Here is an 18,474-nt window from a genome sequence, read left to right on the forward strand (position 1 = left end):
GACACAAAGTCCGCACTTCCCACAAAAAAAAGGAGACTCCCATGAAACATCGCCGCACTCTGGTGGCGGTAGCAGTCGCGCTCGCGCTGCCCGCCATCCACGCCTTCGAATTAGATTCGTCTGACCCGGAAACCAAAATCCGGTTCGACTTCACACCCAAGTACAGCGCGGCTTATCGGCTGCAAAATCCCTCCGCCGTGCTCACCTCGCCGGCAGCTCGCGGCGACGGTGGCGTGACCAATGAGAATGACGGAGACCTTAATTTCAAGAAGGGCCTGATTTCCAACCGCGTCGATCTGTTGACAGAGTTTGACTACAACCGCAACAACTGGGGCTTGCGCGTCAGCCACGCCGCCTGGTACGACTCGGTATATCTGCGTACCAATGCAAACACCGGTACGGCGGGCGTGAGCAACTTCCCTGGACAGGCGGTAAATCAGTTTGTTCCTGCAACCAGGGACCAGCATGGCCGCGGCGACGAGGTGCTTGATGCGTTCGTTTGGGGCAAGGGTTCGATCGGCAGCATGCCGGCTTCCGTCCGAGTCGGCAAACATGCGCTGCAGTATGGCGAGAGCCTGTTCTTCGGCCAGAACGGAATTGCCAACGCGCAGGGGCCGGTGGACATCGCCAAGATTGTCTCGGTACCTAATTGGCAGTTCAAGGAAGTGCTGCTGCCAGTGGAGCAGATTTCAGGCACCTTGCAGGTAGCCGAAGGACTGACCCTGGGCGGTTACTACCAGCTCAAATGGCGGCCCAGCAAAATTCCGGGCGTTGGCAGCTATTTTTCGAACCAGGACTATATCGGCGGCGGCCGGGTCTATTTCGGCCCCCCATTGCCGCCGGTCCTGCTGACCGACAACAGCAAGGATCAAACGCCGGGCAACAATGGTCAATTCGGTGCCCAGTTGCGCTGGGCACCGGCCGGCAGCAATTTCGAGTACGGCTTGTATGCGGCGCGCTACAACGACAAAACCCCCGCTGTTCCGGTGTTTGACCTGATCAGGGGCAACGTGCACAACGTTTACGCCAAGGGCATCAAGACATTCGGTGCCAGTGTCACGTCGTCGATAGGGCAGCTCAACTGGGCGCTGGAAGGCTCGGTGCGCACAGATGCACCGCTGGCCAGCGACCCGGCCGTGCTGGGCGGTGCGCCCTTCATGCCACCGTCCAACTGCGATGGTTCTCCCGCGAATCCCTGCTATGCCACCGGCAAGACGGCGCATGTGAATCTGTCGGGTATCTATGTGCTCAATAAATCCAGTCTGTGGGATGGCGGCGCTCTGGTTGCGGAACTGGCCTGGAACCGGCTACTCAGCGTGACCAAGAACCCCAGCAGCGTCGGGTTCGGAGGGCTTGACCCCAACACCACGCGCAACGCAGCGGCTTTTCGCATGATCTTCGAGCCGCAGTATTTCCAGGTGCTGCCAGGCCTGGACCTGTCGTTTCCGTTGGGCCTGGGCTACAACTTTGCCGGCCGGTCCGCGGCCGTTGTCAACTTTGCCGGCGGTGCCAGCAAGTCAGGCGATGTGAGCATCGGCATCAAGGGCAAATACCAGAACGTCTGGAATCTCGGTTTGAACTACACCTCCTTCTTCGGCAAGGAAAACACCCTGACCGTCACTGACGCGCGCACTCCCACCCGCATGCTGTCCTATGGGCAAACCCTGAAAGACCGCAACTTCATCTCTTTCACCGCTTCCCGCACCTTTTGAAAAACATTACAGAGACAACCATCATGATGCAGACCGCAAAACACTCATTGCTCGTGGCAGCCCTGCTGGCCGGCGCGATGTCCGCCCAGGCCGCCGTTACGGCGGAGGAGGCCGCCAAACTGAAGACCTCCCTGACCCCGATGGGCGCGGAAAAGGCCGGTAACAAGGAAGGCACCATCCCGCCATGGGAGGGCGGCCTTGCCAAGGCGACGCCGGGCTACAAGAACGGCGACGCCCGACCCGACCTGTACCCCAACGAAAAACCCATCCTGTCGATCAACGCCAAAAACATGGCACAGCACGCCGACAAGCTGACCGACGGCGTGCAGGCGCTGATGAAAAAATACCCCGACTTCCGCATTGATGTGTATCCCACACACCGCACCGCGGCGGCACCGCAATCGGTTTATGACAACACCTTCAAAAACGCCACCCGGGCCAAGACCATTGAAGGCGGTTATGGCATGGAAGGCGCTTTTGGCGGCACGCCATTTCCGATTCCAAAAGACGGCTATGAAGCCATGTGGAACCAGCGCACAGCCTGGCGCGGCGGCAATTTCGCCATGCCAATGCGTGTGTGGGTAGTGACCTCCGACGGCAAGCGCACCATGGCCTCTGGCGGCACGCAAACCATCCGCCAGGCCTTCTACGACAAGGACGGCAGCGCCGAAAAGTTCGACGGCTATTACCAGTACGGCAAGCTGGTGGTCAACGCGCCGGGCTCCAAGGCGGGCGAAGCCATCCTGGCGCTCGATGGTGTCTCGGATGCTGCGCCACGCGGGTTGTGGCAATACCTGGTGGGGCAGCGCCGCGTGCGCAAGGCGCCATCCGTGGCCTACGACACGCCCGATTCGGTAACGTCCGGCATCGGCCTGTTCGACGAGGCCTTCACTTTGTTTGGCCCGATCGATAAGCACGAACTCAAGCTGGTGGGAAAAAAGGAAATCTACATTCCCTACAACAACAATCGTGCAGCTTCCGCCAGGATCGAAGACCTGGTGACGCCCAACACGCTGAACCCCGCGCAAGTGCGCTGGGAGTTGCATCGCGTGTGGGAAGTCGAGGCCACGCTGGCCGCCGGCAAGCGGCATGTGGTGCCCAAGCGCAAGTACTACATCGACGAGGACTCATGGCAAATCGCCCTGTTCGACGGCTGGGATGCCAAAGGCCAGCTCTGGCGTACCAACTACGCGCTGATGCTGACGGCACCAGATATTCCAGCAGTGAGCAACGTTGTGCTGTGGGGTGGTTATGACATGCAGACCGGCGCCTACTACCTGAACATGGCTTCCAACGAGCTGCCCAAGCAGTACGAAGTGCAGCCCCCGATTCCGCGCTCTTTCTTCAGCGCCGAATCCCTGTCCAGCGAAGGCGCCCGCTGATGACCGGAATTGCCCGGCCTCGTGCTGCGCGACGTGCAGCCCTGGCGGGGTTGCTTGGTTGGGTGGCTGCGGCCACTCTCCCGGCGTGGGCTGCCAACAGGCCCGCCGTGTTGTCACAGCCTGCCCTTGTCACACCCAAGGCGTCAGGCGCGGCCACGCTGGCCGTGGCACGGGCCGGCAACCGGCTCGTGGCGGTGGGAGAGCGCGGCACGGTGTTGCTGTCGGATGACCATGGCGTCACTTGGCGACAGGCGCAGGTGCCCGTGCAAGCCACCTTGACAGCCGTGTGTTTCGCTGACGAGCGAACAGGCTGGGCGGCAGGACATCTGGGCGTCGTTTTGCGCAGCGTTGACGCCGGGGCTACCTGGGAAAAGCAACTCGATGGGATCCAGGCGGCCGAGCTGGTGAAGCAGGCTGCGCAGCGCAGCGGCGACACCAAAGCCATGGTGCAGGCAGAGCAACTGGTGAAAGAAGGCGCGGACAAGCCATTTTTTGACCTGGAATTTGTGGATGCCCGGCGCGGCTTTGCCGTCGGTGCTTACAACCTGATGTTTGCTACCGAAGACGGCGGCAAGACATGGGCCGCGTGGGGGCCGCGGCTGCCCAACCCGAAAACCCTGCATCTGTATGGCGTGCGCGCCTATGGCCGCACGCTGGTGATCGCCGGCGAGCAGGGCTTGCTGCTGCGTTCAAGTGACGGCGGGGCCAGCTTTACCGTGTTGCAGTCGCCGTACAAGGGCAGCTATTTCGGCCTGCTGCGAACCCGGGGCGGCGCGCTGGTGGCCTACGGCCTGCGCGGCTCGGCCTACCGCTCGACGGACGAGGGCGCGCACTGGGACAAGCTTGACACCGGCGTACCCATGGCGTTGGGGGCCGGCATGGCTTTGCCTGATGGCGGTTTTGTGCTGATGAGCCAGGCGGGTGATGCTTTGATGGGTGCCGCAAGCGGGTCTGGCCTGAGGCGCATCCCGGCACGTGAGCCGGTTCCGGTTTCCGGCGTCGCTTTGGCAGCCGACGGCAGCCTGGTACTGGCAAGCCTGCGTGGCATGCGACGCTTGCCTGCGCTGCCGGTTCACTGAAAAAACAACGAAGAGACATGCGCCGTCTGCGGCGAAAATTTATGCACGCCGATTCCTCCTCTCACACGCAGCCCGTCGTCACGCGGCTTGAAGACTTTGACACGCGTTCAGGCACGCTGCTTGAGCGCGCTTTTTTCAATCACCGGCCCTGGGTCATTGCGGTGTGCCTGCTGCTCACCCTGGTACTGGGCTGGCAGGCCACCAAGCTGCAGCTCAACGCCAGCTTTGAAAAAACCATCCCGACGGGCCACCCCTACATCGTCAACTACCTGGCCCACAAGGCCGACCTTGGCGGCCAGGCCAATGCCTTGCGGCTGGTGGTGGAGGCCCGGCAGGGCACGATCTTCGACAAGGCCTACCTCGATGCGCTGCAGAAGATCAACGATGAAATCTTCCTGCTGCCGGGGGTGGACCGGCCTTTCATGAAGTCGCTGTGGACCTCCAACACCCGCTGGGTGGCCGTGACCGAGGAAGGCCTGGACGGCGGGCCAGTCATCCCCGATGCCTACGACGGCTCACCCGCCAGTCTGGCCGGGCTGCGCGCCAATGTCGAGCGCTCGGGCGAAATCGGCCAGCTGGTGGCGGGCGACTTCAAGTCCAGCATTGTGTTTGTTCCTTTGCTGGACCGCAATCCGGAAACTGGCAAGGCATTGGACTATGGTGACCTGTCGCGCCAAATCGAAGTCCTGCGTGCCAAGCATGGCAGCGATGCACTGCAGATCCGCGTGACAGGTTTCGCCAAGGTGGCCGGCGACCTGATCGAGGGCCTGCATCAGGTACTGCTGTTCTTCCTGCTGGCTCTCGCCATCACCACTGCGGTGCTGTTTGCCTATACCCGCTGCGTCCGCAGCACAGCACTGGTGGTGGCTTGTTCACTGGTGGCGGTGGTTTGGCAGTTCGGCCTGTTGGCACTGCTGGGTTACGAGCTCGACCCGTACTCGGTTCTGGTGCCCTTCCTGGTGTTTGCCATTGGCATGAGCCACGGCGCGCAGAAGATGAACGGCATCATGCAGGATATCGGCCGCGGCACGCACCGGGTGGTGGCAGCCCGATATACCTTCCGGCGCCTGTTCGTCGCGGGCCTGACCGCTCTGCTCTGCGATGCCGTGGGTTTTGCGGTGCTGGTCATCATCCAGATCAAGGTCATCCAGGATCTGGCCCTGATCGCCAGCATCGGCGTGGCGGTTCTGATCTTCACCAACCTCGTGCTGTTGCCCATCCTGTTGTCTTATGTGGGTGTGGCTCCCGCGGCGGCAGCGCGCAGCCTGCGCCAGGAGGTATCGCAGGGCGCGCAACGTTCATGGCTTTGGGCCTTGCTGGATCACTTCACGCAAAAGCGCTGGGCTACGGCAGCAGTGGTCGTTGCGGCTCTCATGGCCGCAGGTGGTTATGCCATCAGCTTGCATTTAAAAATCGGCGACCTCGACCCGGGTGCGTCCGAATTGAGACCGAGCTCACGCTACAACCAGGACAACGCCTACCAGATCGCCCACTACGCAGCGAGTGCCGACATTCTGACGGTCATGGTGACCACGCCAGTGGACAATTGCACCGCTTACGGCACGCTGGCCAAGGTGGACGCACTGGCCTGGCAGCTTGAGCAGTTGCCAGGCGTGGAGTCCACCAACTCGATGGCCGCGCTGTCCAAGCTGGCCATGGTGGGCTACAACGAAGGCAACTTCAAGTGGTTTGAGCTGCTGCCCAACGAAGGCGCTTTGGGCGGCGTACAGACGCGTGCGCCCCGCGAGCTTTTCAACCAGAGCTGTTCCTTCCTCGCGCTGTATGTCTACTTGAAGGACCACAAGGCCGAAACCCTGGCACGCGTGGTGGCCGATGTGGAACGCTTTGCTGTTGTCAACAACACGCAGGACGTTACCTTCAAACTGGCAGCAGGCAGTGCTGGCATTGATGCGGCAACCAACATCGTGGTGGGTAAGGCCATGCGCGAGATGCTGCTGTGGGTGTATGCGGCGGTGGTGATTCTGTGCTGGGTCACCTTTCGCTCCTGGCGCGCCGTGGTGGTGGCAGTGCTGCCGCTGGTGCTGACCTCGATTTTGTGCGAGGCACTGATGGTGGGCCTGGGCATGGGGGTGAAGGTTGCCACGCTGCCAGTGATTGCGCTGGGCGTAGGTATCGGCGTGGACTATGCCCTCTATGTGCTCAGCATCACGCTGGCCCGCATGCGCGAAGGCGCCAGCTTGTCCGAGGCCTACCACCATGCGCTGCAGTTCACCGGCCGCGTTGTCCTCCTTACCGGCATGACGCTGGCGCTGGCCGTGGGTACCTGGGCTTTTTCACCCATCAAATTCCAGGCTGACATGGGCATCCTGCTGGCCTTCATGTTTGTGTGGAACATGGTGGGGGCGCTCATCCTGCTGCCTGCGCTGGGGTATTTCCTTCTGCGGCCTGCCGCTGCAGCCAACAAGCCTCTGCCGGCTGGCGCGCATGCGCTGGCCTGACGTGGCGCCCGGCCCGGTGTTCACCCGCATCCTGGGCGACTTCGTGCAGATGCTGGGCAACGAGCGCGTGGAAAAGGACGCCCACCGCATGAAGCGCCCCGCCTTCAGCGATGAGGTGGCGCCGGTGATCGCCTTCATGTGCAGCGACGCGTCGCGCTGGGTCAGCGGCATCAACCTGCCGGTGGACGGCGGGCTGGCCTCGACCTACATCTGATCGGAGACCGGCACGTCATCATGACAACTCAAGTCTTTGACATCACGGTTGGTGGCCGGTGCGGTCCCGGCCGCTGCATGTGCCACGGCCCCTGTCCGGATACAGGCGCCACCGCGGCCACGAACGAGCCCTGAACCGTCCCTGAATAATCACCGTTTTTTAACCACAAGAGGAAATTTCATGAAACACACCACGCTTTACCTGGGCGCCGCCTTGCCCATCGCCGCAGGTGGCGGTTCGACCTATCCCGTCGAGGCCGAAAACCAGTTGGCAGTGTCGCCATGAGCGATACCTTTGTTTCGATCAATGGCGCCAGGATCCGCTACCGGGACAGCGGTGGCGAGGGGCCAGCGGTGCTGATGACGCACGGTATCGGCGAGTCGCTGGAGTTCTGGCACCGGCAGTTCGATGACCTGGGTCAGTCCCTGCGTCTGATCGCCTGGGACATGCCGGGGCATGGTCTGTCGGATGAATCCGCAGACGCGATGAGCCTTGAGGGGCAGGCCGACGTGGCCTGGAAGTTGCTGGACCAATTGGCGGTCGAGCGGGTGCATCTGGTGGGCAACTCGCTCGGGGCGGCCATGTCCCTGCGCATGGCCGATCAGATGCCTGCTCGCGTCGGTTCTCTGGTGCTGGCCAACTCGGCCGCTTTGGGAGCCGACGTGTTCGGAGCGTTCAAGCTGATGGCGCTGCCCTGGCTGGGAGAGTTGATGAACAAGCCGGGGCCCATGGCGGTGGCGCAACAGATCAAGGCCATCGTCCTTCGACCCGAAGCGATCACGCCATTGGTGCGTGCCGCCATCGAGCGCAATGTGCGTAGGCCAGGCGCGGCAGCCCACTTTCTGAGCCAGCTTCGCGCGATGACCACGCTGCGTGGCCAGCGCCGGGAGGTGTGGACGCGCTCACATCAGATTCTGACAAGCCTGCGCATGCCGACGCGGATCGTTCATGGTGAACAGGATGTGGTGTTGCCAGTCGCCCACTCCGTCACGGCGCATGGCCTCTGCAGTGGTTCGGAGCTGGTACGGCTCCAGGACTGCGGGCATACACCACAGCTTGAACAACCCGAGGTGTTCAATGCGCTGCTGCGAAAGTGGCTTCTGTAAATCAGGAGACGCCTTTTCCACCGGCAGTCCGCGAGAGGTCTTCAACCGGGTTTGATTGCCTGGTACTCGGAAAACACCCCCACCTCAAGGTGCTGTCTGACCTGTGCCAGCCCAGCCGCGCTCAGGGTGGCCATGACCTGCTCCGGTGGAACACAGGCTTCAATGCTGTCCCAGTAGTAGCGCCAGATGGTCGCTGTGTCTTTTCGCTTTGAAATGAACCGCGTGAGCAGTGGTATCACGCCACGCATGTAGGTTTTGAGCAGCCATCGGCCCCAGCCGCTTTTGGCCTGCGTGATTTCCAGAATGCAGAGGCGGCCGCCGGGTTTCAATACCCTTTCGAATTCTGCAAACGCTACGCCCAGGTCACCAATGTGGCGCAGTGCGTAACCCATGCTCAGGAAGTCAAAGTGGTTGTCCGGAAAGGGCAGGGATTCGGCGCGGCCTTCCAGCAGCACCATGGTGGGGGGCAGTTTGCTGGCAGCCATCATCCCGGGGCTGGGGTCGACGCCGGTCACGAGGGCTGGGTCGCCGGCAAGGAGGCAGGCCTGGGCGGCCACCAGCCCGGTTCCCACGCCGACATCAAGCACCTTCATGCCTGCTTTCAGTCCACCCCGAATCAGGGCCTGCCGCCGGTAGCGGGAACCGGTGCCCCAAGCCAGCATGGCCTCGATGCGGTCGTAGTCTGCGGCGGTATTGTCAAAAATCTTGCGTAGATAAGCTTGGCGGTCCTGCTCGGTCTGGTAGTAGTCGGTGAGGGGGAGGTGGGGAGCATGTACCGCAGGTGCGGGTCCGGAAGTGTTCATGGGTATTGCCTTTAACCTGAAGCGGTAATGGGACAGCCGCTTGGGCTGTCAGGGGCGTGCGTTGGCAAGGTGCGACGGCGAAGCAGGGCGATGCCTGCGGAAAGTTGCAACGCGGGCCGGGCGTGCATCAGGTGGTTTGCTCTGACGCGGCGTACTTTCGCCACAGCCGGGCCTCTACTCCTGACTGAACAGTCTCAGGGCTTATTTTTCAAGAGTCAAGCGGACAATGGCTTGTTTAGACGTCAGATCATGCCGCCATTGATGGAAATGACCTGGCCGCTGATGTAGGCGGCGCGTTCCGAGGCCAAAAAGCCGACCAGGTCCGCCACCTCTTCGGCTTTTCCGGCTCGTTTCATGGGCACCATGCGGTCAATGACGTCCTTGCTGAAAGTTCCCTGGGTCATGGCGGTGTCGATGATGCCGGGAGCTACCGCATTGACTGTGATGCCGCGGCTGGCCACTTCAAGCGCAAGCGATTTGGTGGCGGCATGGAGGGCGCCCTTGGCTGCAGAGTAGTTGACCTGACCGCGATTACCGGCAACCGCGGCCACCGAGGTGATGGTGATGATGCGGCCCCAACGGGTACGGATCATCGGCATGGTCAGCGGCTGGGTAACGTGGAAAAAACCGTTGAGCGATACATCGAGGACGCGTTGCCACTGGGCGAGCTGCATTCCTGGGAAAACAGCGTCGTCGTGGATGCCGGCATTGTTGACAAGCACCTGAATCGGTCCTTCCTGCAGCAGGGCCTCCAGAGCCGTTGCAGTGGCCGACGCATCGGTGACGTCGAAAGCCACCGCTTGTGCCTGGCCACCTTTTGTCGCGATGTCGGCGGCGACTTCTTGGGCTCTAGCCAGATGGCTGTTCGCGTGAACGATGACCTTGAAGCCGTCTGCGGCCAGCCGCCGGCTAATGGCTGAACCAAGTCCACCGCTTCCTCCGGTGACCAGTGCGCGTTTGAGGCTTGATGTCATGGAGAGGTACCTGCTGCTTGTTGTGTTGACGGGGAGCGCGCAAGTGCCGAGGCATCAAGCACCACCACGGCGCGTCCGGCCAGCAGGTTTTGGTCACCGGCCTGCAAGCTGAAGCTGTAGAGGATGGTGTTGTCGTCCCCTGTCAGGCGGTCGGCGCGGATGGTCAGCGGGCCGGCGATGGTGTCCAGCCGTTCGACCGACAAAGTGACGCTGCGCACGCTGGCCAGGTAGCCGGCACGGGGCGGCGTGTGTTCGGCACTTTCACCGGCCAGGGCCTGGGCGACCAGCGTGCCGTGCACGGCCATTGCTTGCGCTGCATATTCGACGCCGCAGGCCGCCCCCAGACGGCCATGGGCTCGCAGGGGATGGTCGGGTGCGCGGTGGCTGCTGGCCTGGCAAACAATGTGCTGCGCGTCCCAGGTGCTTACGCTGTCGAGCAGGCACATGCTGCCCTGGTGGGGAATGCGGCGCGCAATGTCGTCGTGCTGCAGCGTGGACGGAAGATGCGGAGGTGTCAGCACGGTGCCACCTGCACGGCCAGCTGCAGGCCTTCAAGGTAATCGAGAACGATGTCGCCTGTATCGCGCGTGGCGACGCTTCGCAGCAGGGGCAGGCAGCGCGCCGCCGGAATGCCCGTGCGAAGCTGCTCCAGTGCGCTATCTGTCATGGCAGTTGAGCTGGAGTTTGTCAGGCAACTCGACGGCGTCAGAGTCCACTGCGCAAGACTGCGTTCGCTGCGCTGTGGTGCCAGCACCAGAGCTACACCCAGAGTGTCAGACAAGGGGCGCACGCTGCGCAGCGGCTCGGGATAGTCGGTGTCATAGGCAACCAGCAGCACTGCGGTCTGCTCAATTGCTACCTGCGTCACAGCTTCGAGCAGGCCGGCCGCAAAACTGGCGTCGTAGGCGCAAAGCACCGAGGAGGTAACCATGGCACCGCTTGAAATGCTCCAATAACCGGAGGAGGCGTTGTGCACCGAGTTGTGAAAACGCGTGGGAGAGATCAGTTTGTCGCCCGATGCCAGGGCGCTGCAGATTTCATGGCAATTGATTGCGTCGCCGCTGGACGATGAGAAAACCGAAGGCAGGTCGGCCGCAGCACGGCCCGAAGCCGTGACGGCTTCGGCGCCGACAGCCAGCGACACTTTGACTACGGCGCCCGCGCGGCGGCGTTCGGCCGCAGGCAGGGCCATCGGCAGCGGCAGCACGCAACGCGCTGCCTCGTAAGGAGCGCGGCCCGCCAGTTGCTCGTTGCCCGTCGCCCAGCTCGATAAGCCGGGCCCCAGCAGGCCGATGCCTTCGACAAAGACCGTAAGAGGCTGTGCAGTGGATGGAAGTGGCATGGTTGTTCTATCCGGCACGGCCAAAAACCAGGCTGCAGTTGGTGCCGCCGAAACCAAAGGAATTGCTCAATACGCGCTTGATGGCCTCGTTGCGGTTTTTCAGCAGATAGTTCAGGGGCAGAGCTGGATCCAGCATCCGCGTGTTCAGCCCGCCCGGCAGCAGGCCGTTTTGCAGGGCCAGCGCGCTGATCACGGCTTCGATGCCACCCGCAGCGCCCAGGGTGTGGCCGGTTGCACCCTTGGTGGAACTGCAGGGGGTGCCGGATCCGAAAAGCGCGGCCACAGCTTTGGTTTCTGCTGCGTCGTTGCTTGGCGTGGCGGTGCCATGCAGGTTGATGTAGTCGATATCGGCAGCGGCCAGCCCGGCCATGTCCAGCGCACCTTGCATCGCCATGCGCGCACCCAGGCCTTCGGGATGGGGCGAGGACATGTGGTGGGCATCGCTGGATTCACCCACACCCAGCAGGAGCACGGCCTTCTCGTCCAGATGCTCGGGCGCCCATTCGAGCAGCGCAAAGGCAGCGGCTTCACCGATGGAAATGCCGTCGCGTTCGGCGTCGAATGGTCGGCAGGCTTGGGTGGACGTCAGGCCCAGGGAGTTGAAACCGTACAGGGTTGTCAGGCACAGCGAATCCACGCCGCCGACGATGGCCGCGTCGATCAAGCCGGCGGCCATCATGCGGCGAGCCGAAGCAAATACCTTGGCACTGGAAGAGCAGGCCGAGGACACCGTCATGGCCGGGCCTTCCAGCTGGAAAAACTCACGCACAAAGGAACTGACGGAAAAGGGATTGTGTGTCTCGGCGTACCTGAAGCCGGCGGGCAGCTTGCCGGTTGTGGGATCGAGTTGGCGATAGGCTATCTCGGTCTGCAGGATGCCAGAGGTGCTGGTACCGAGGAACACGCCGATGCGCCGACGCCCGACGCGGCCAGCCAGGGCCTGCACTGCTTCGTCAAAACGGTCTTGCCGCAGGCCGAGCTGGGCCAGGCGGTTATTGCGGCAGTCAAAGGCTTGCAATCCAGGCGACAGTACTTCGTCGTCCAGGCCTTCCACGGTACCTGTCCATGTGGCCAGATCGACCGAATCGAAATCACAGGGTTTCAGGCCGCTGCGTTGAGCACGCAGTGCCGCCAGGGTCGCCCGCAGGCCGTGGCCAATGCAGCTTGTTGCCGTGAAGTGGGAAAGCAGAAGAGGTTGCACAGTGCCTGGAGGTGAGCTGGATAACGAATTCATGGTAGCAAACGCGGCGCTGGCGGCTTACGCGGCGACGGGCAGGCGCGCCACCAGCAGCACATTGGCAAAGGGAGTGCCCTGACTCATCGCTTTAGCCTCAACCGTGAACCCGAGTTTTTGCAATACTGCTTCCCATTCGGCGATAGTACGGCAGTGCAGCGTCCCAAGGCGATGGCCGCGCAGGGTGGTCACCACATGGTCTACCCAGTTGCTGATGGCAAAAGGCAGGCCGGCAGCGGCATCGCCTACCCGCAGCAGCAGTACCCCGCCTGGCGCCAACGCGTTTCGCACGCGCTGCAGAACATCGTCCTGTGCTGGAACCGGCACGTAGTGCAGCACATCCAGAATCACCACCGCGTCCGCTGTATTGAAGTCGGTCCGGCACATGTCGCCTTGCAGAAAGTCGACCTGACCCTCCTGGACGGCCCCGGCAAGGGCGCGTTCTGCACGTTCGACATCGTGGGCCATCAGTTCAAGGCCGCGTACGTGGGCAGCCGACGGAGCGGGCAACCACGCTGCAGGCCACTGGCCGCGCGCCGCGCATGCCTTTGCGGCGAGCAGCCAGGAACTCAGCAGACCTTGCCCGCAGCCGATGTCAAGGATGCGGGAGCGGTCGGCCAGCAGACCGGTGGCCAGCAGATGCACAAACACGGGGTCTCCACCAAGCTTGCCTTTGGCAAAACACCAGGTGTAAAAACCTACCGGTTTATAGGGAGCGGCGGCCAGCGCTATGAGTTTCTTGATGAAGGCGGAAGGCGAGGAATTCATGATTGGCCGCTGGTCGGTCGGATGGAGGTAGAAGGCTGGTGATCCATGTTCGTTGAACGCGGCGCATGGCGCAGGGACAGCCAGGCGGTGAACGCGCCGAGAGCAATGCCGGCCCACATATCGACCGCTACATGCTGGCGTGTGGCCAGCGTGGAGTACGCGATGCCGATACACCATGACGCATTAAACAGGCGGACCCACAATGGCGCCCCAAAACGGCCCAGCAGGTGTTGCGCCCAGATGCCCGAAAAAATGGCAGTGGCCACATGCAGGGAGGGGCAGGCATTGCCCGAGGCGTCAATGTTCTTGAGGAAGTCCACGCTGGGGTACAGGGCCCAGTCGATGGTGGCGGGAGGCACTGTCGTGGGCCAAAAATAAAAGATCACCAGACCGGTCAGGCAAGTGAGCGTCATGCCCAGCCCGTAGGTCTTGAGCTCAGGCCGGCTGGCAAGAAACGCAGGCGGCAGGGATACATAGACCCAGAGCGAGACATACAGAGGCACGGCCAGCGGCTGGAAGCTCACCATGTGGTCCAGCCATGTGAAGGGCAGCACCGTGACCGGGTAGGCCGGATTCTTGAGCACATAGAAATAGGCTGTGAAAAACACGGCGATGAACGTCGGTATACCGAAAAATTTCAAGCCGAAATGTTGGGGTACGGCCTGGGCAGCTCGCCGGTACCACGGTTGCGGGCGAAGGATGTTGTTCATGCCATTGCCTCACGCAGGGTCACGGGCCGCAGCCGGGCCGCTGCTGCCGCTTCAAGTACAACCGGCAACACCTCAAGAATGACGGGCGTTCCCGCAGCGCTGCGCGCGGCATTGCCGTCATGCAATAGCAGGATGGCGCCGGGCTGCAGAGCCTGTACCAGCTTGGTGCTCACACGCCGTGCATCACCCACCCGTGTATCAAAGCCGCGGACCGACCAGGTGGCGAGCTGCAACCCCAGTTGCGCGAGCGCCGGCTCGAGAAACGGGTTGCGCAGTCCGGCAGGAGCCCGGAAGAATAGCGGTTGCATGCCGGTAATGCTGGCGAGGGTACGCTGCGCGGCCTGGAGTTCACGCATGATGCCGCCCAGCCCCATGACTGAAAAATGGTGGCGGTGATGCTGGCTGTGATTTTCTACCGCGTGGCCGCGGCGGACGATGTCCCGGCACAGCTCCGGGTGCTGCGCTGCCTTCTCGCCGATGCAGAAAAAAGTGGCGCGGGCGCCGTAGTGTTCCAGCAAGTCGAGCACCTGCGGTGTGACGAGCGGGTCGGGTCCATCGTCGATGGTCAGGGCGATTTCATTTCTGGCTGCTGCTGCTGCGGGCAGTCGCGTCCAGTTCGGTCCCAACCAGTTGCTGCGCGGCCAAAGTCCCACGGAAGCTATCAACAGATGGTTGCCGGCCACCGCAGCAAGCGCCCAGGGCCACCATGCGGGAGTCGTCGTGACGGCAAGCAGCGCCAGCAGATGCAACGCGATGGACGCGCGTATCAGCGTTGTGGAATGCCAGCGCGACTCAGGCCTGCGCATCGGGCTGCCTTGCAAAAATTGCGGCGTACACCAGGGCCAGGATCACACCCGGCGCCACCGTGGCGCCCATGGCCTGCAGGATGGAAACATTGGAAAACGCCAATAAGCCAAAACCAGCAACGGTCGTCAGATTGGCCAGCAGCATGGAGGCGAGCGTGCGATGGGAAATGGCTGTGCGGGGATCGGGCCGGTCAAAAAACAATGCATAGTTCGAGCCCACGGCCACCACCAGCAGCAGACCTACCAGATGCAGGATGATCAGCGGCTGGCCGGCCACGGCCAGACCGGCGGTGACGGTGATGACCGAGGCCAGGAGGGGTCCCATGGTGCGAAGCACGCGCAGCGGCGAACGGAAGATAACCAGCAACAGCAAAACAATGGCAACCAGCCCCCCGAGAGACAGTAGCGTGGCTTCACGCAGATAGCCTGAATACAGGCGGTCGGATTCGGCCTTCATGTCGACAAACAGCACATTCGGCAAACCTGTCGCCGCGAGCTCGCTGCGAATCGGGTCGGCCTTGATGTCTGCGCCTTTGGGTGCTTTGAGTGGCAGCAGGGCGGTCCAGCCACCACGGGATTGCTCAAGCAGCAGGGCATCAACTGCCATGGCCATGGAGGTCTGTTCCAGGTCGCCTGGCTGCAGCAGGGATTGGTTGCGCGAGGCTTCCACACCAGCAAGAAACGGCGCGAACAGCGGTGCTCGCACGGGCAGGCCCACGACGGCCTGCGACAGGCGGACCTGGAGCTGGTCGGGCGGTGGCAGGCTGGCTTGCCGGGCGCGTTGCGTGGCCACGCTGGGAAGATAGTGGCTCGGACTCTCGAAGCCGGCGAGGTCTCCCTTGTCGACTTGCGCCTGCAGGAGCAGCGACACCTTTTCGGACGAAGCCAGGACGGACTCCCGGCTGTTGCCGGTGATCACGACCAGGTAACGCACGTCAGGTGCGCCCATGTCGGCGCGCAGGCTTTCGTCGAGTGCGATATCTGCCTGTGACACCGGGCTCAGCGAGGAGATTTTTTCATTGAGCAGTGAGTTGCGGTTGACAACAAGGACGGCGCATGCCGCCACCAGCACGATGACCGCCGGCCAGCGCAGCATGGAGGCGCGTTGCGTCAGTCGGCCTAGTACGCGGCCGATCGCTGAAACATCGTGAATGCGGAATTTTGCTGGCAGCAGTTGCGGCAGCACAAAGCGCGTCATGGCTGCAGCCGCGATCAGGCCGGCAATCGCGTACAGGCCCAGCTGCGCCAGGCCCGGAAAGCCCGACAGCAGCAGCGACGCAAAACCGCACACCGATGTCAGTACGCCCAGACGAATGGTGGGCCAGAACCGTTTGACCCAGTGCTGCTGGTCCGCATCAGCCTGCTCGGACTGCACAAACAGGTAGATCGAATAGTCCACGGCCTCGCCGATCAGCGCAGTACCGAATCCGAGAGTGATGCCGTGTACCGCCCCGAAGCCCAGGCTGACCGCTGCAATGCCTGCCACCACGCCGGTGATCACCGGTAAAAATCCGAGGACCAACGCGGTCGCGGAGCGATACACCAGGAGCAGCAGTGCGGCAATGATCAGCACGCTGACCAGCGACAGGTGGCTGACCTGGGTCTGGATGGTCTCGCGCGAAGTGACAGAAAAAACGCCAGGACCGGTCATCACCAGTTTGGCGCCCGCACTCATGCCGGTCGCAGCGTCAAAGGCCTGGCGAATGGCCGCCATGGCCTGTTGCTGGGCGTCGGTGTCCGACCCCAAAGCGCGTGTTTGCATCAGCAATAGTGCCCGGTCACCGTCGCGGGAGGCCCAGGCTCCATCGACAAGGCCCGGCTGGTTTCCGCTGTCGAGTTGGCCAAGCAGTTGCACCATCTCACCCGTGGGGTCGCTGGGCAGCAGTGACTTGACCATCAAGCCCGCGGGGGAAGCCAGCAGGTCTATGCTTTCACTCAAGGCGGCACGCAGGCCGGCTGCGCTGAAGTGTTCAGGCGTGACCGCGGGGCTGAGCAGGTAGCGGTTGTTGAACAGGTAGGCGCGGTCCCGTTCGGTGTTGATGGCTTCACCGTTGTTGATGGAGACAAAGGCCGGGTTGGCGCGCAGCTGCAGCGCAATCTGTTTGGAGAGTCGGGCCCGGGCCGGCGCGTCCGCACCTTCAATGCCCACCAGGATCAGGCGCGAAGCCAGGCCATCCCGCAATTGATCCATGAGCAGCTGTTGCTCGGGTGTGGGGTTGCGCGGCATGAAAGCCGAGAGGTCCGTGGTGATCGTGGTGCGGCCGATGGTGGCACCACAAGCCAGTAAAAATACCAGCCACAACCAGACCGGAAGAAACTGGCGCCGGAAAGGGCTCAGGCTCATGGGGTGGTCAGAGGAACAATGGTCATGACCGAGCGGTCTTTGTCGGCCTGATCGATTTCAATGGTTTTTACCTCGGCTTGGCTACCCCCGATGCGGATGCGCTGCACCACGGCCAGCATGCGGGTCTCGACGGGACTCAAAGTCAGGGTCCACCGCTCTGGCGAACCTTCGAGGTCAAGGTTGTAAACGCGCCTCAGCGCGGCAATGTCTCCGGCCAGCGTACCGCGTATGCTTTCTGTGAAGGCAGCCAGCTCGGGGTAGTCCTGCATGCGCAGTACCATGCGGCGCTTGCCGCGTTCCACCGTCAAAGTACCGTTTTCGATCAGCATCGACTCGGGCCGGGGTTTGAGCGTTCGTTTTTCCAACCGGTCAGGTGCGGTGTAGAGCAGCTCGCCGGAGGATTCCACCGGCTGTTCGAGCACCGCAATGTATTTCTTCTCGACAAAGCTGGCACGTCCAGATTTGTTCTGGGCCAGGCTCTGCATCAGCTGGGTTACATCCCAGGCCGCGTGGACCGGGCTGCAGGCCAGCCCGATCGCCAGGCCGGCACCGGCCAGCAAAATTTTTAGGGAGAGAGGCGTCAGGGAAGGTGCATCAGTCATGGCGCGGAACCGGGTTTGGCCGCGGGTGGAATGCCCGCTTGCCAGAAGTTGAAAAAATTGAACCAGTTATAGGGTGCTGCGCGGCAATGCTGCTCCAGCAGCGCGGCGTAACGGAGCATCGCGGCGTGCACCGCCACTTCGCGGCCGCCCGCGGAAGGCATTGAAAAATCAGCCAGGGTTTCAAAATGAATATCGTAGCGATTGCCGCCGCCATAAAGACCGACCATGAACAGCACCGGTCGGCGCAGGATGGCCGCCATCCGGAAGGGCCCGACAGGAAACTCGGCGGCTTCACCCAAAAACGTCACAGGTCGCGTCGTGTCGTTGTTCAGGCGGCGATCGGCCAGCATGCCAACGACGCTTCCGCCTTCGATGAGCTCGTGAACGCGCAGCATGGAGTCTGCATGGCCGAGTGCCACGATGTCCTGTTGAGCTGCCGGATTGATGGCACCCAGTGCAGCATTGATTTTTCGCGCGTTCTCCTCGTACATCACCATGGCCACGCGAAGGCCCGGTTGACGGCGGCCGACCGCGCGCAGTACTTCGAAGCTGCCAGCATGCGAGCCCATGAGGAACACGCCCTTGCGGTCTGCCGTGAGGTCTGCCACCAGTTGTTCGTTGTGGACATGGATATCGAAAAGTCCGAAGCGTTCATTGACGAGGTAGACCCGGTCATGAATGACGGAGGCGAAGCTGAAAAAATGCCTGAAGATATGATGCCAGCCCACTGTTTCCTGCACGGGCAGGGCCAGCGCCCGGTGCAGGTAGTCGCGTGATGCACGGCGCGCTTCGGCATTGAACAAGATGAAATAAGCGGTGATGCCGTAGAGCACAACGCGCCCGGCACTGCGGCCCAGGCGCAATGAAATCCAGGTCATGAGGCGCAGCAGAAGCATGTTGCTGCTTTCGGGGCGGTCCTGCCACCTGGCTTGGCGATCC

The 18,474-nt window shown here is 62.4% G+C and carries 16 protein-coding genes and 1 pseudogene; 6 read left to right on the plus strand and 11 right to left on the minus strand.

Annotation, left to right across the window (positions count from 1 at the left end):
• Nucleotides 1–41: 41 nt before the first annotated feature.
• The 6 genes and pseudogenes from B0B52_RS00545 (at nt 42) to B0B52_RS00570 (ending at nt 7,952) form a co-directional block, all read left to right on the plus strand.
• The gene (locus B0B52_RS00545; RefSeq protein WP_077591660.1) at nt 42–1,712 is read left to right on the plus strand and encodes a DUF1302 domain-containing protein; all 1,671 of its coding nucleotides are present in this window, start codon (nt 42–44) and stop codon (nt 1,710–1,712) included.
• 23 nt (nt 1,713–1,735) lie between these two features.
• The gene (locus B0B52_RS00550; protein WP_077591661.1) at nt 1,736–3,094 is read left to right on the plus strand and encodes a DUF1329 domain-containing protein; all 1,359 of its coding nucleotides are present in this window, start codon (nt 1,736–1,738) and stop codon (nt 3,092–3,094) included.
• Entirely contained in the window at nt 3,094–4,173 is a 1,080-nt protein-coding gene (locus B0B52_RS00555) for a YCF48-related protein (protein WP_077591662.1), read from the plus strand. The genes B0B52_RS00550 and B0B52_RS00555 overlap by 1 nt, the downstream gene beginning before the upstream one ends.
• A gap of 41 nt (nt 4,174–4,214) precedes the next feature.
• A complete protein-coding gene (locus B0B52_RS00560; protein ID WP_077591706.1) occupies nt 4,215–6,632 on the plus strand; it encodes an RND family transporter in 2,418 nt (805 codons plus the stop codon).
• Nucleotides 6,631–6,846, plus strand: a pseudogene (locus B0B52_RS00565) (SDR family oxidoreductase); the annotation flags it as partial. The gene B0B52_RS00560 and the pseudogene B0B52_RS00565, both read left to right, overlap by 2 nt.
• Before the next feature lie 281 nt (nt 6,847–7,127).
• Complete coding sequence (locus B0B52_RS00570) at nt 7,128–7,952, plus strand: alpha/beta fold hydrolase (protein ID WP_077591664.1); 825 nt, start codon at nt 7,128–7,130, stop codon at nt 7,950–7,952.
• Nucleotides 7,953–7,993: 41 nt separating this feature from the next.
• Here B0B52_RS00570 and B0B52_RS00575 read toward each other — a convergent pair whose 3' ends face one another.
• The 11 genes from B0B52_RS00575 to B0B52_RS00625 all read right to left on the minus strand — a co-directional run bounded on the left by B0B52_RS00575 (nt 7,994) and on the right by B0B52_RS00625 (nt 18,431).
• Entirely contained in the window at nt 7,994–8,755 is a 762-nt protein-coding gene (locus B0B52_RS00575; protein WP_077591665.1) for a class I SAM-dependent methyltransferase, read from the minus strand.
• A gap of 242 nt (nt 8,756–8,997) precedes the next feature.
• Nucleotides 8,998–9,729, minus strand: a complete 732-nt coding sequence (gene fabG, locus B0B52_RS00580; protein ID WP_077591666.1) for a 3-oxoacyl-ACP reductase FabG — start codon at nt 9,727–9,729, stop codon at nt 8,998–9,000.
• Nucleotides 9,726–10,250: a hotdog family protein gene (locus tag B0B52_RS00585; RefSeq protein WP_077591667.1), complete on the minus strand. Its 525-nt coding sequence runs from the start codon at nt 10,248–10,250 to the stop codon at nt 9,726–9,728. The genes fabG and B0B52_RS00585 overlap by 4 nt, the downstream gene beginning before the upstream one ends.
• The gene (locus B0B52_RS00590) at nt 10,244–11,071 is read right to left on the minus strand and encodes a beta-ketoacyl synthase chain length factor (protein ID WP_077591668.1); all 828 of its coding nucleotides are present in this window, start codon (nt 11,069–11,071) and stop codon (nt 10,244–10,246) included. Before B0B52_RS00590 ends, B0B52_RS00585 begins: the two co-directional genes overlap by 7 nt.
• A 7-nt stretch (nt 11,072–11,078) precedes the next feature.
• Nucleotides 11,079–12,272, minus strand: coding sequence for a beta-ketoacyl-[acyl-carrier-protein] synthase family protein (locus tag B0B52_RS00595; protein WP_077591669.1), 1,194 nt, complete (start codon nt 12,270–12,272; stop codon nt 11,079–11,081).
• Between the two features lie 57 nt (nt 12,273–12,329).
• Nucleotides 12,330–13,073 (minus strand): cyclopropane-fatty-acyl-phospholipid synthase family protein, encoded by a 744-nt coding sequence (locus tag B0B52_RS00600; protein ID WP_077591670.1) that lies wholly within the window; start codon nt 13,071–13,073, stop codon nt 12,330–12,332.
• Nucleotides 13,070–13,783: a phosphatase PAP2 family protein gene (locus B0B52_RS00605; RefSeq protein WP_077591671.1), complete on the minus strand. Its 714-nt coding sequence runs from the start codon at nt 13,781–13,783 to the stop codon at nt 13,070–13,072. The genes B0B52_RS00600 and B0B52_RS00605 overlap by 4 nt, the downstream gene beginning before the upstream one ends.
• Nucleotides 13,780–14,589, minus strand: a complete 810-nt coding sequence (locus B0B52_RS00610) for a polysaccharide deacetylase family protein (RefSeq protein WP_077591672.1) — start codon at nt 14,587–14,589, stop codon at nt 13,780–13,782. Before B0B52_RS00610 ends, B0B52_RS00605 begins: the two co-directional genes overlap by 4 nt.
• On the minus strand, nt 14,576–16,933 hold the full coding sequence (locus B0B52_RS00615) for an MMPL family transporter (RefSeq protein WP_077591673.1): 2,358 nt from the start codon (nt 16,931–16,933) through the stop codon (nt 14,576–14,578). Before B0B52_RS00615 ends, B0B52_RS00610 begins: the two co-directional genes overlap by 14 nt.
• Nucleotides 16,930–17,535 (minus strand): LolA-related protein, encoded by a 606-nt coding sequence (locus B0B52_RS00620; RefSeq protein ID WP_077591674.1) that lies wholly within the window; start codon nt 17,533–17,535, stop codon nt 16,930–16,932. The genes B0B52_RS00615 and B0B52_RS00620 overlap by 4 nt, the downstream gene beginning before the upstream one ends.
• On the minus strand, nt 17,532–18,431 hold the full coding sequence (locus B0B52_RS00625) for an acyl-CoA synthetase (protein WP_077591707.1): 900 nt from the start codon (nt 18,429–18,431) through the stop codon (nt 17,532–17,534). The genes B0B52_RS00620 and B0B52_RS00625 overlap by 4 nt, the downstream gene beginning before the upstream one ends.
• Nucleotides 18,432–18,474: the final 43 nt, after the last annotated feature.

It is taken from the genome of Polaromonas sp. A23 (genome assembly GCF_002001015.1).
In the GTDB taxonomy this organism is placed as follows: Bacteria; Pseudomonadota; Gammaproteobacteria; order Burkholderiales; family Burkholderiaceae_C; genus Polaromonas.

What these genes read in the sequence shown, in the direction of transcription:
- B0B52_RS00545 (WP_077591660.1), top strand. Translation starts at nt 42, where the DNA reads ATGAAACATCGCCGCACTCTGGTGGCGGTAGCAGTCGCGCTCGCGCTG.
- B0B52_RS00550 (WP_077591661.1), top strand. Translation starts at nt 1,736, where the DNA reads ATGATGCAGACCGCAAAACACTCATTGCTCGTGGCAGCCCTGCTGGCC.
- B0B52_RS00555 (WP_077591662.1), top strand. Translation starts at nt 3,094, where the DNA reads ATGACCGGAATTGCCCGGCCTCGTGCTGCGCGACGTGCAGCCCTGGCG.
- B0B52_RS00560 (WP_077591706.1), top strand. Translation starts at nt 4,215, where the DNA reads ATGCACGCCGATTCCTCCTCTCACACGCAGCCCGTCGTCACGCGGCTT.
- B0B52_RS00570 (WP_077591664.1), top strand. Translation starts at nt 7,128, where the DNA reads ATGAGCGATACCTTTGTTTCGATCAATGGCGCCAGGATCCGCTACCGG.
- B0B52_RS00575 (WP_077591665.1), bottom strand. Translation starts at nt 8,755, where the DNA reads ATGAACACTTCCGGACCCGCACCTGCGGTACATGCTCCCCACCTCCCC.
- fabG (WP_077591666.1), bottom strand. Translation starts at nt 9,729, where the DNA reads ATGACATCAAGCCTCAAACGCGCACTGGTCACCGGAGGAAGCGGTGGA.
- B0B52_RS00590 (WP_077591668.1), bottom strand. Translation starts at nt 11,071, where the DNA reads ATGCCACTTCCATCCACTGCACAGCCTCTTACGGTCTTTGTCGAAGGC.
- B0B52_RS00600 (WP_077591670.1), bottom strand. Translation starts at nt 13,073, where the DNA reads ATGAATTCCTCGCCTTCCGCCTTCATCAAGAAACTCATAGCGCTGGCC.
- B0B52_RS00605 (WP_077591671.1), bottom strand. Translation starts at nt 13,783, where the DNA reads ATGAACAACATCCTTCGCCCGCAACCGTGGTACCGGCGAGCTGCCCAG.
- B0B52_RS00610 (WP_077591672.1), bottom strand. Translation starts at nt 14,589, where the DNA reads ATGCGCAGGCCTGAGTCGCGCTGGCATTCCACAACGCTGATACGCGCG.
- B0B52_RS00615 (WP_077591673.1), bottom strand. Translation starts at nt 16,933, where the DNA reads ATGAGCCTGAGCCCTTTCCGGCGCCAGTTTCTTCCGGTCTGGTTGTGG.
- B0B52_RS00620 (WP_077591674.1), bottom strand. Translation starts at nt 17,535, where the DNA reads ATGACTGATGCACCTTCCCTGACGCCTCTCTCCCTAAAAATTTTGCTG.
- B0B52_RS00625 (WP_077591707.1), bottom strand. Translation starts at nt 18,431, where the DNA reads ATGCTTCTGCTGCGCCTCATGACCTGGATTTCATTGCGCCTGGGCCGC.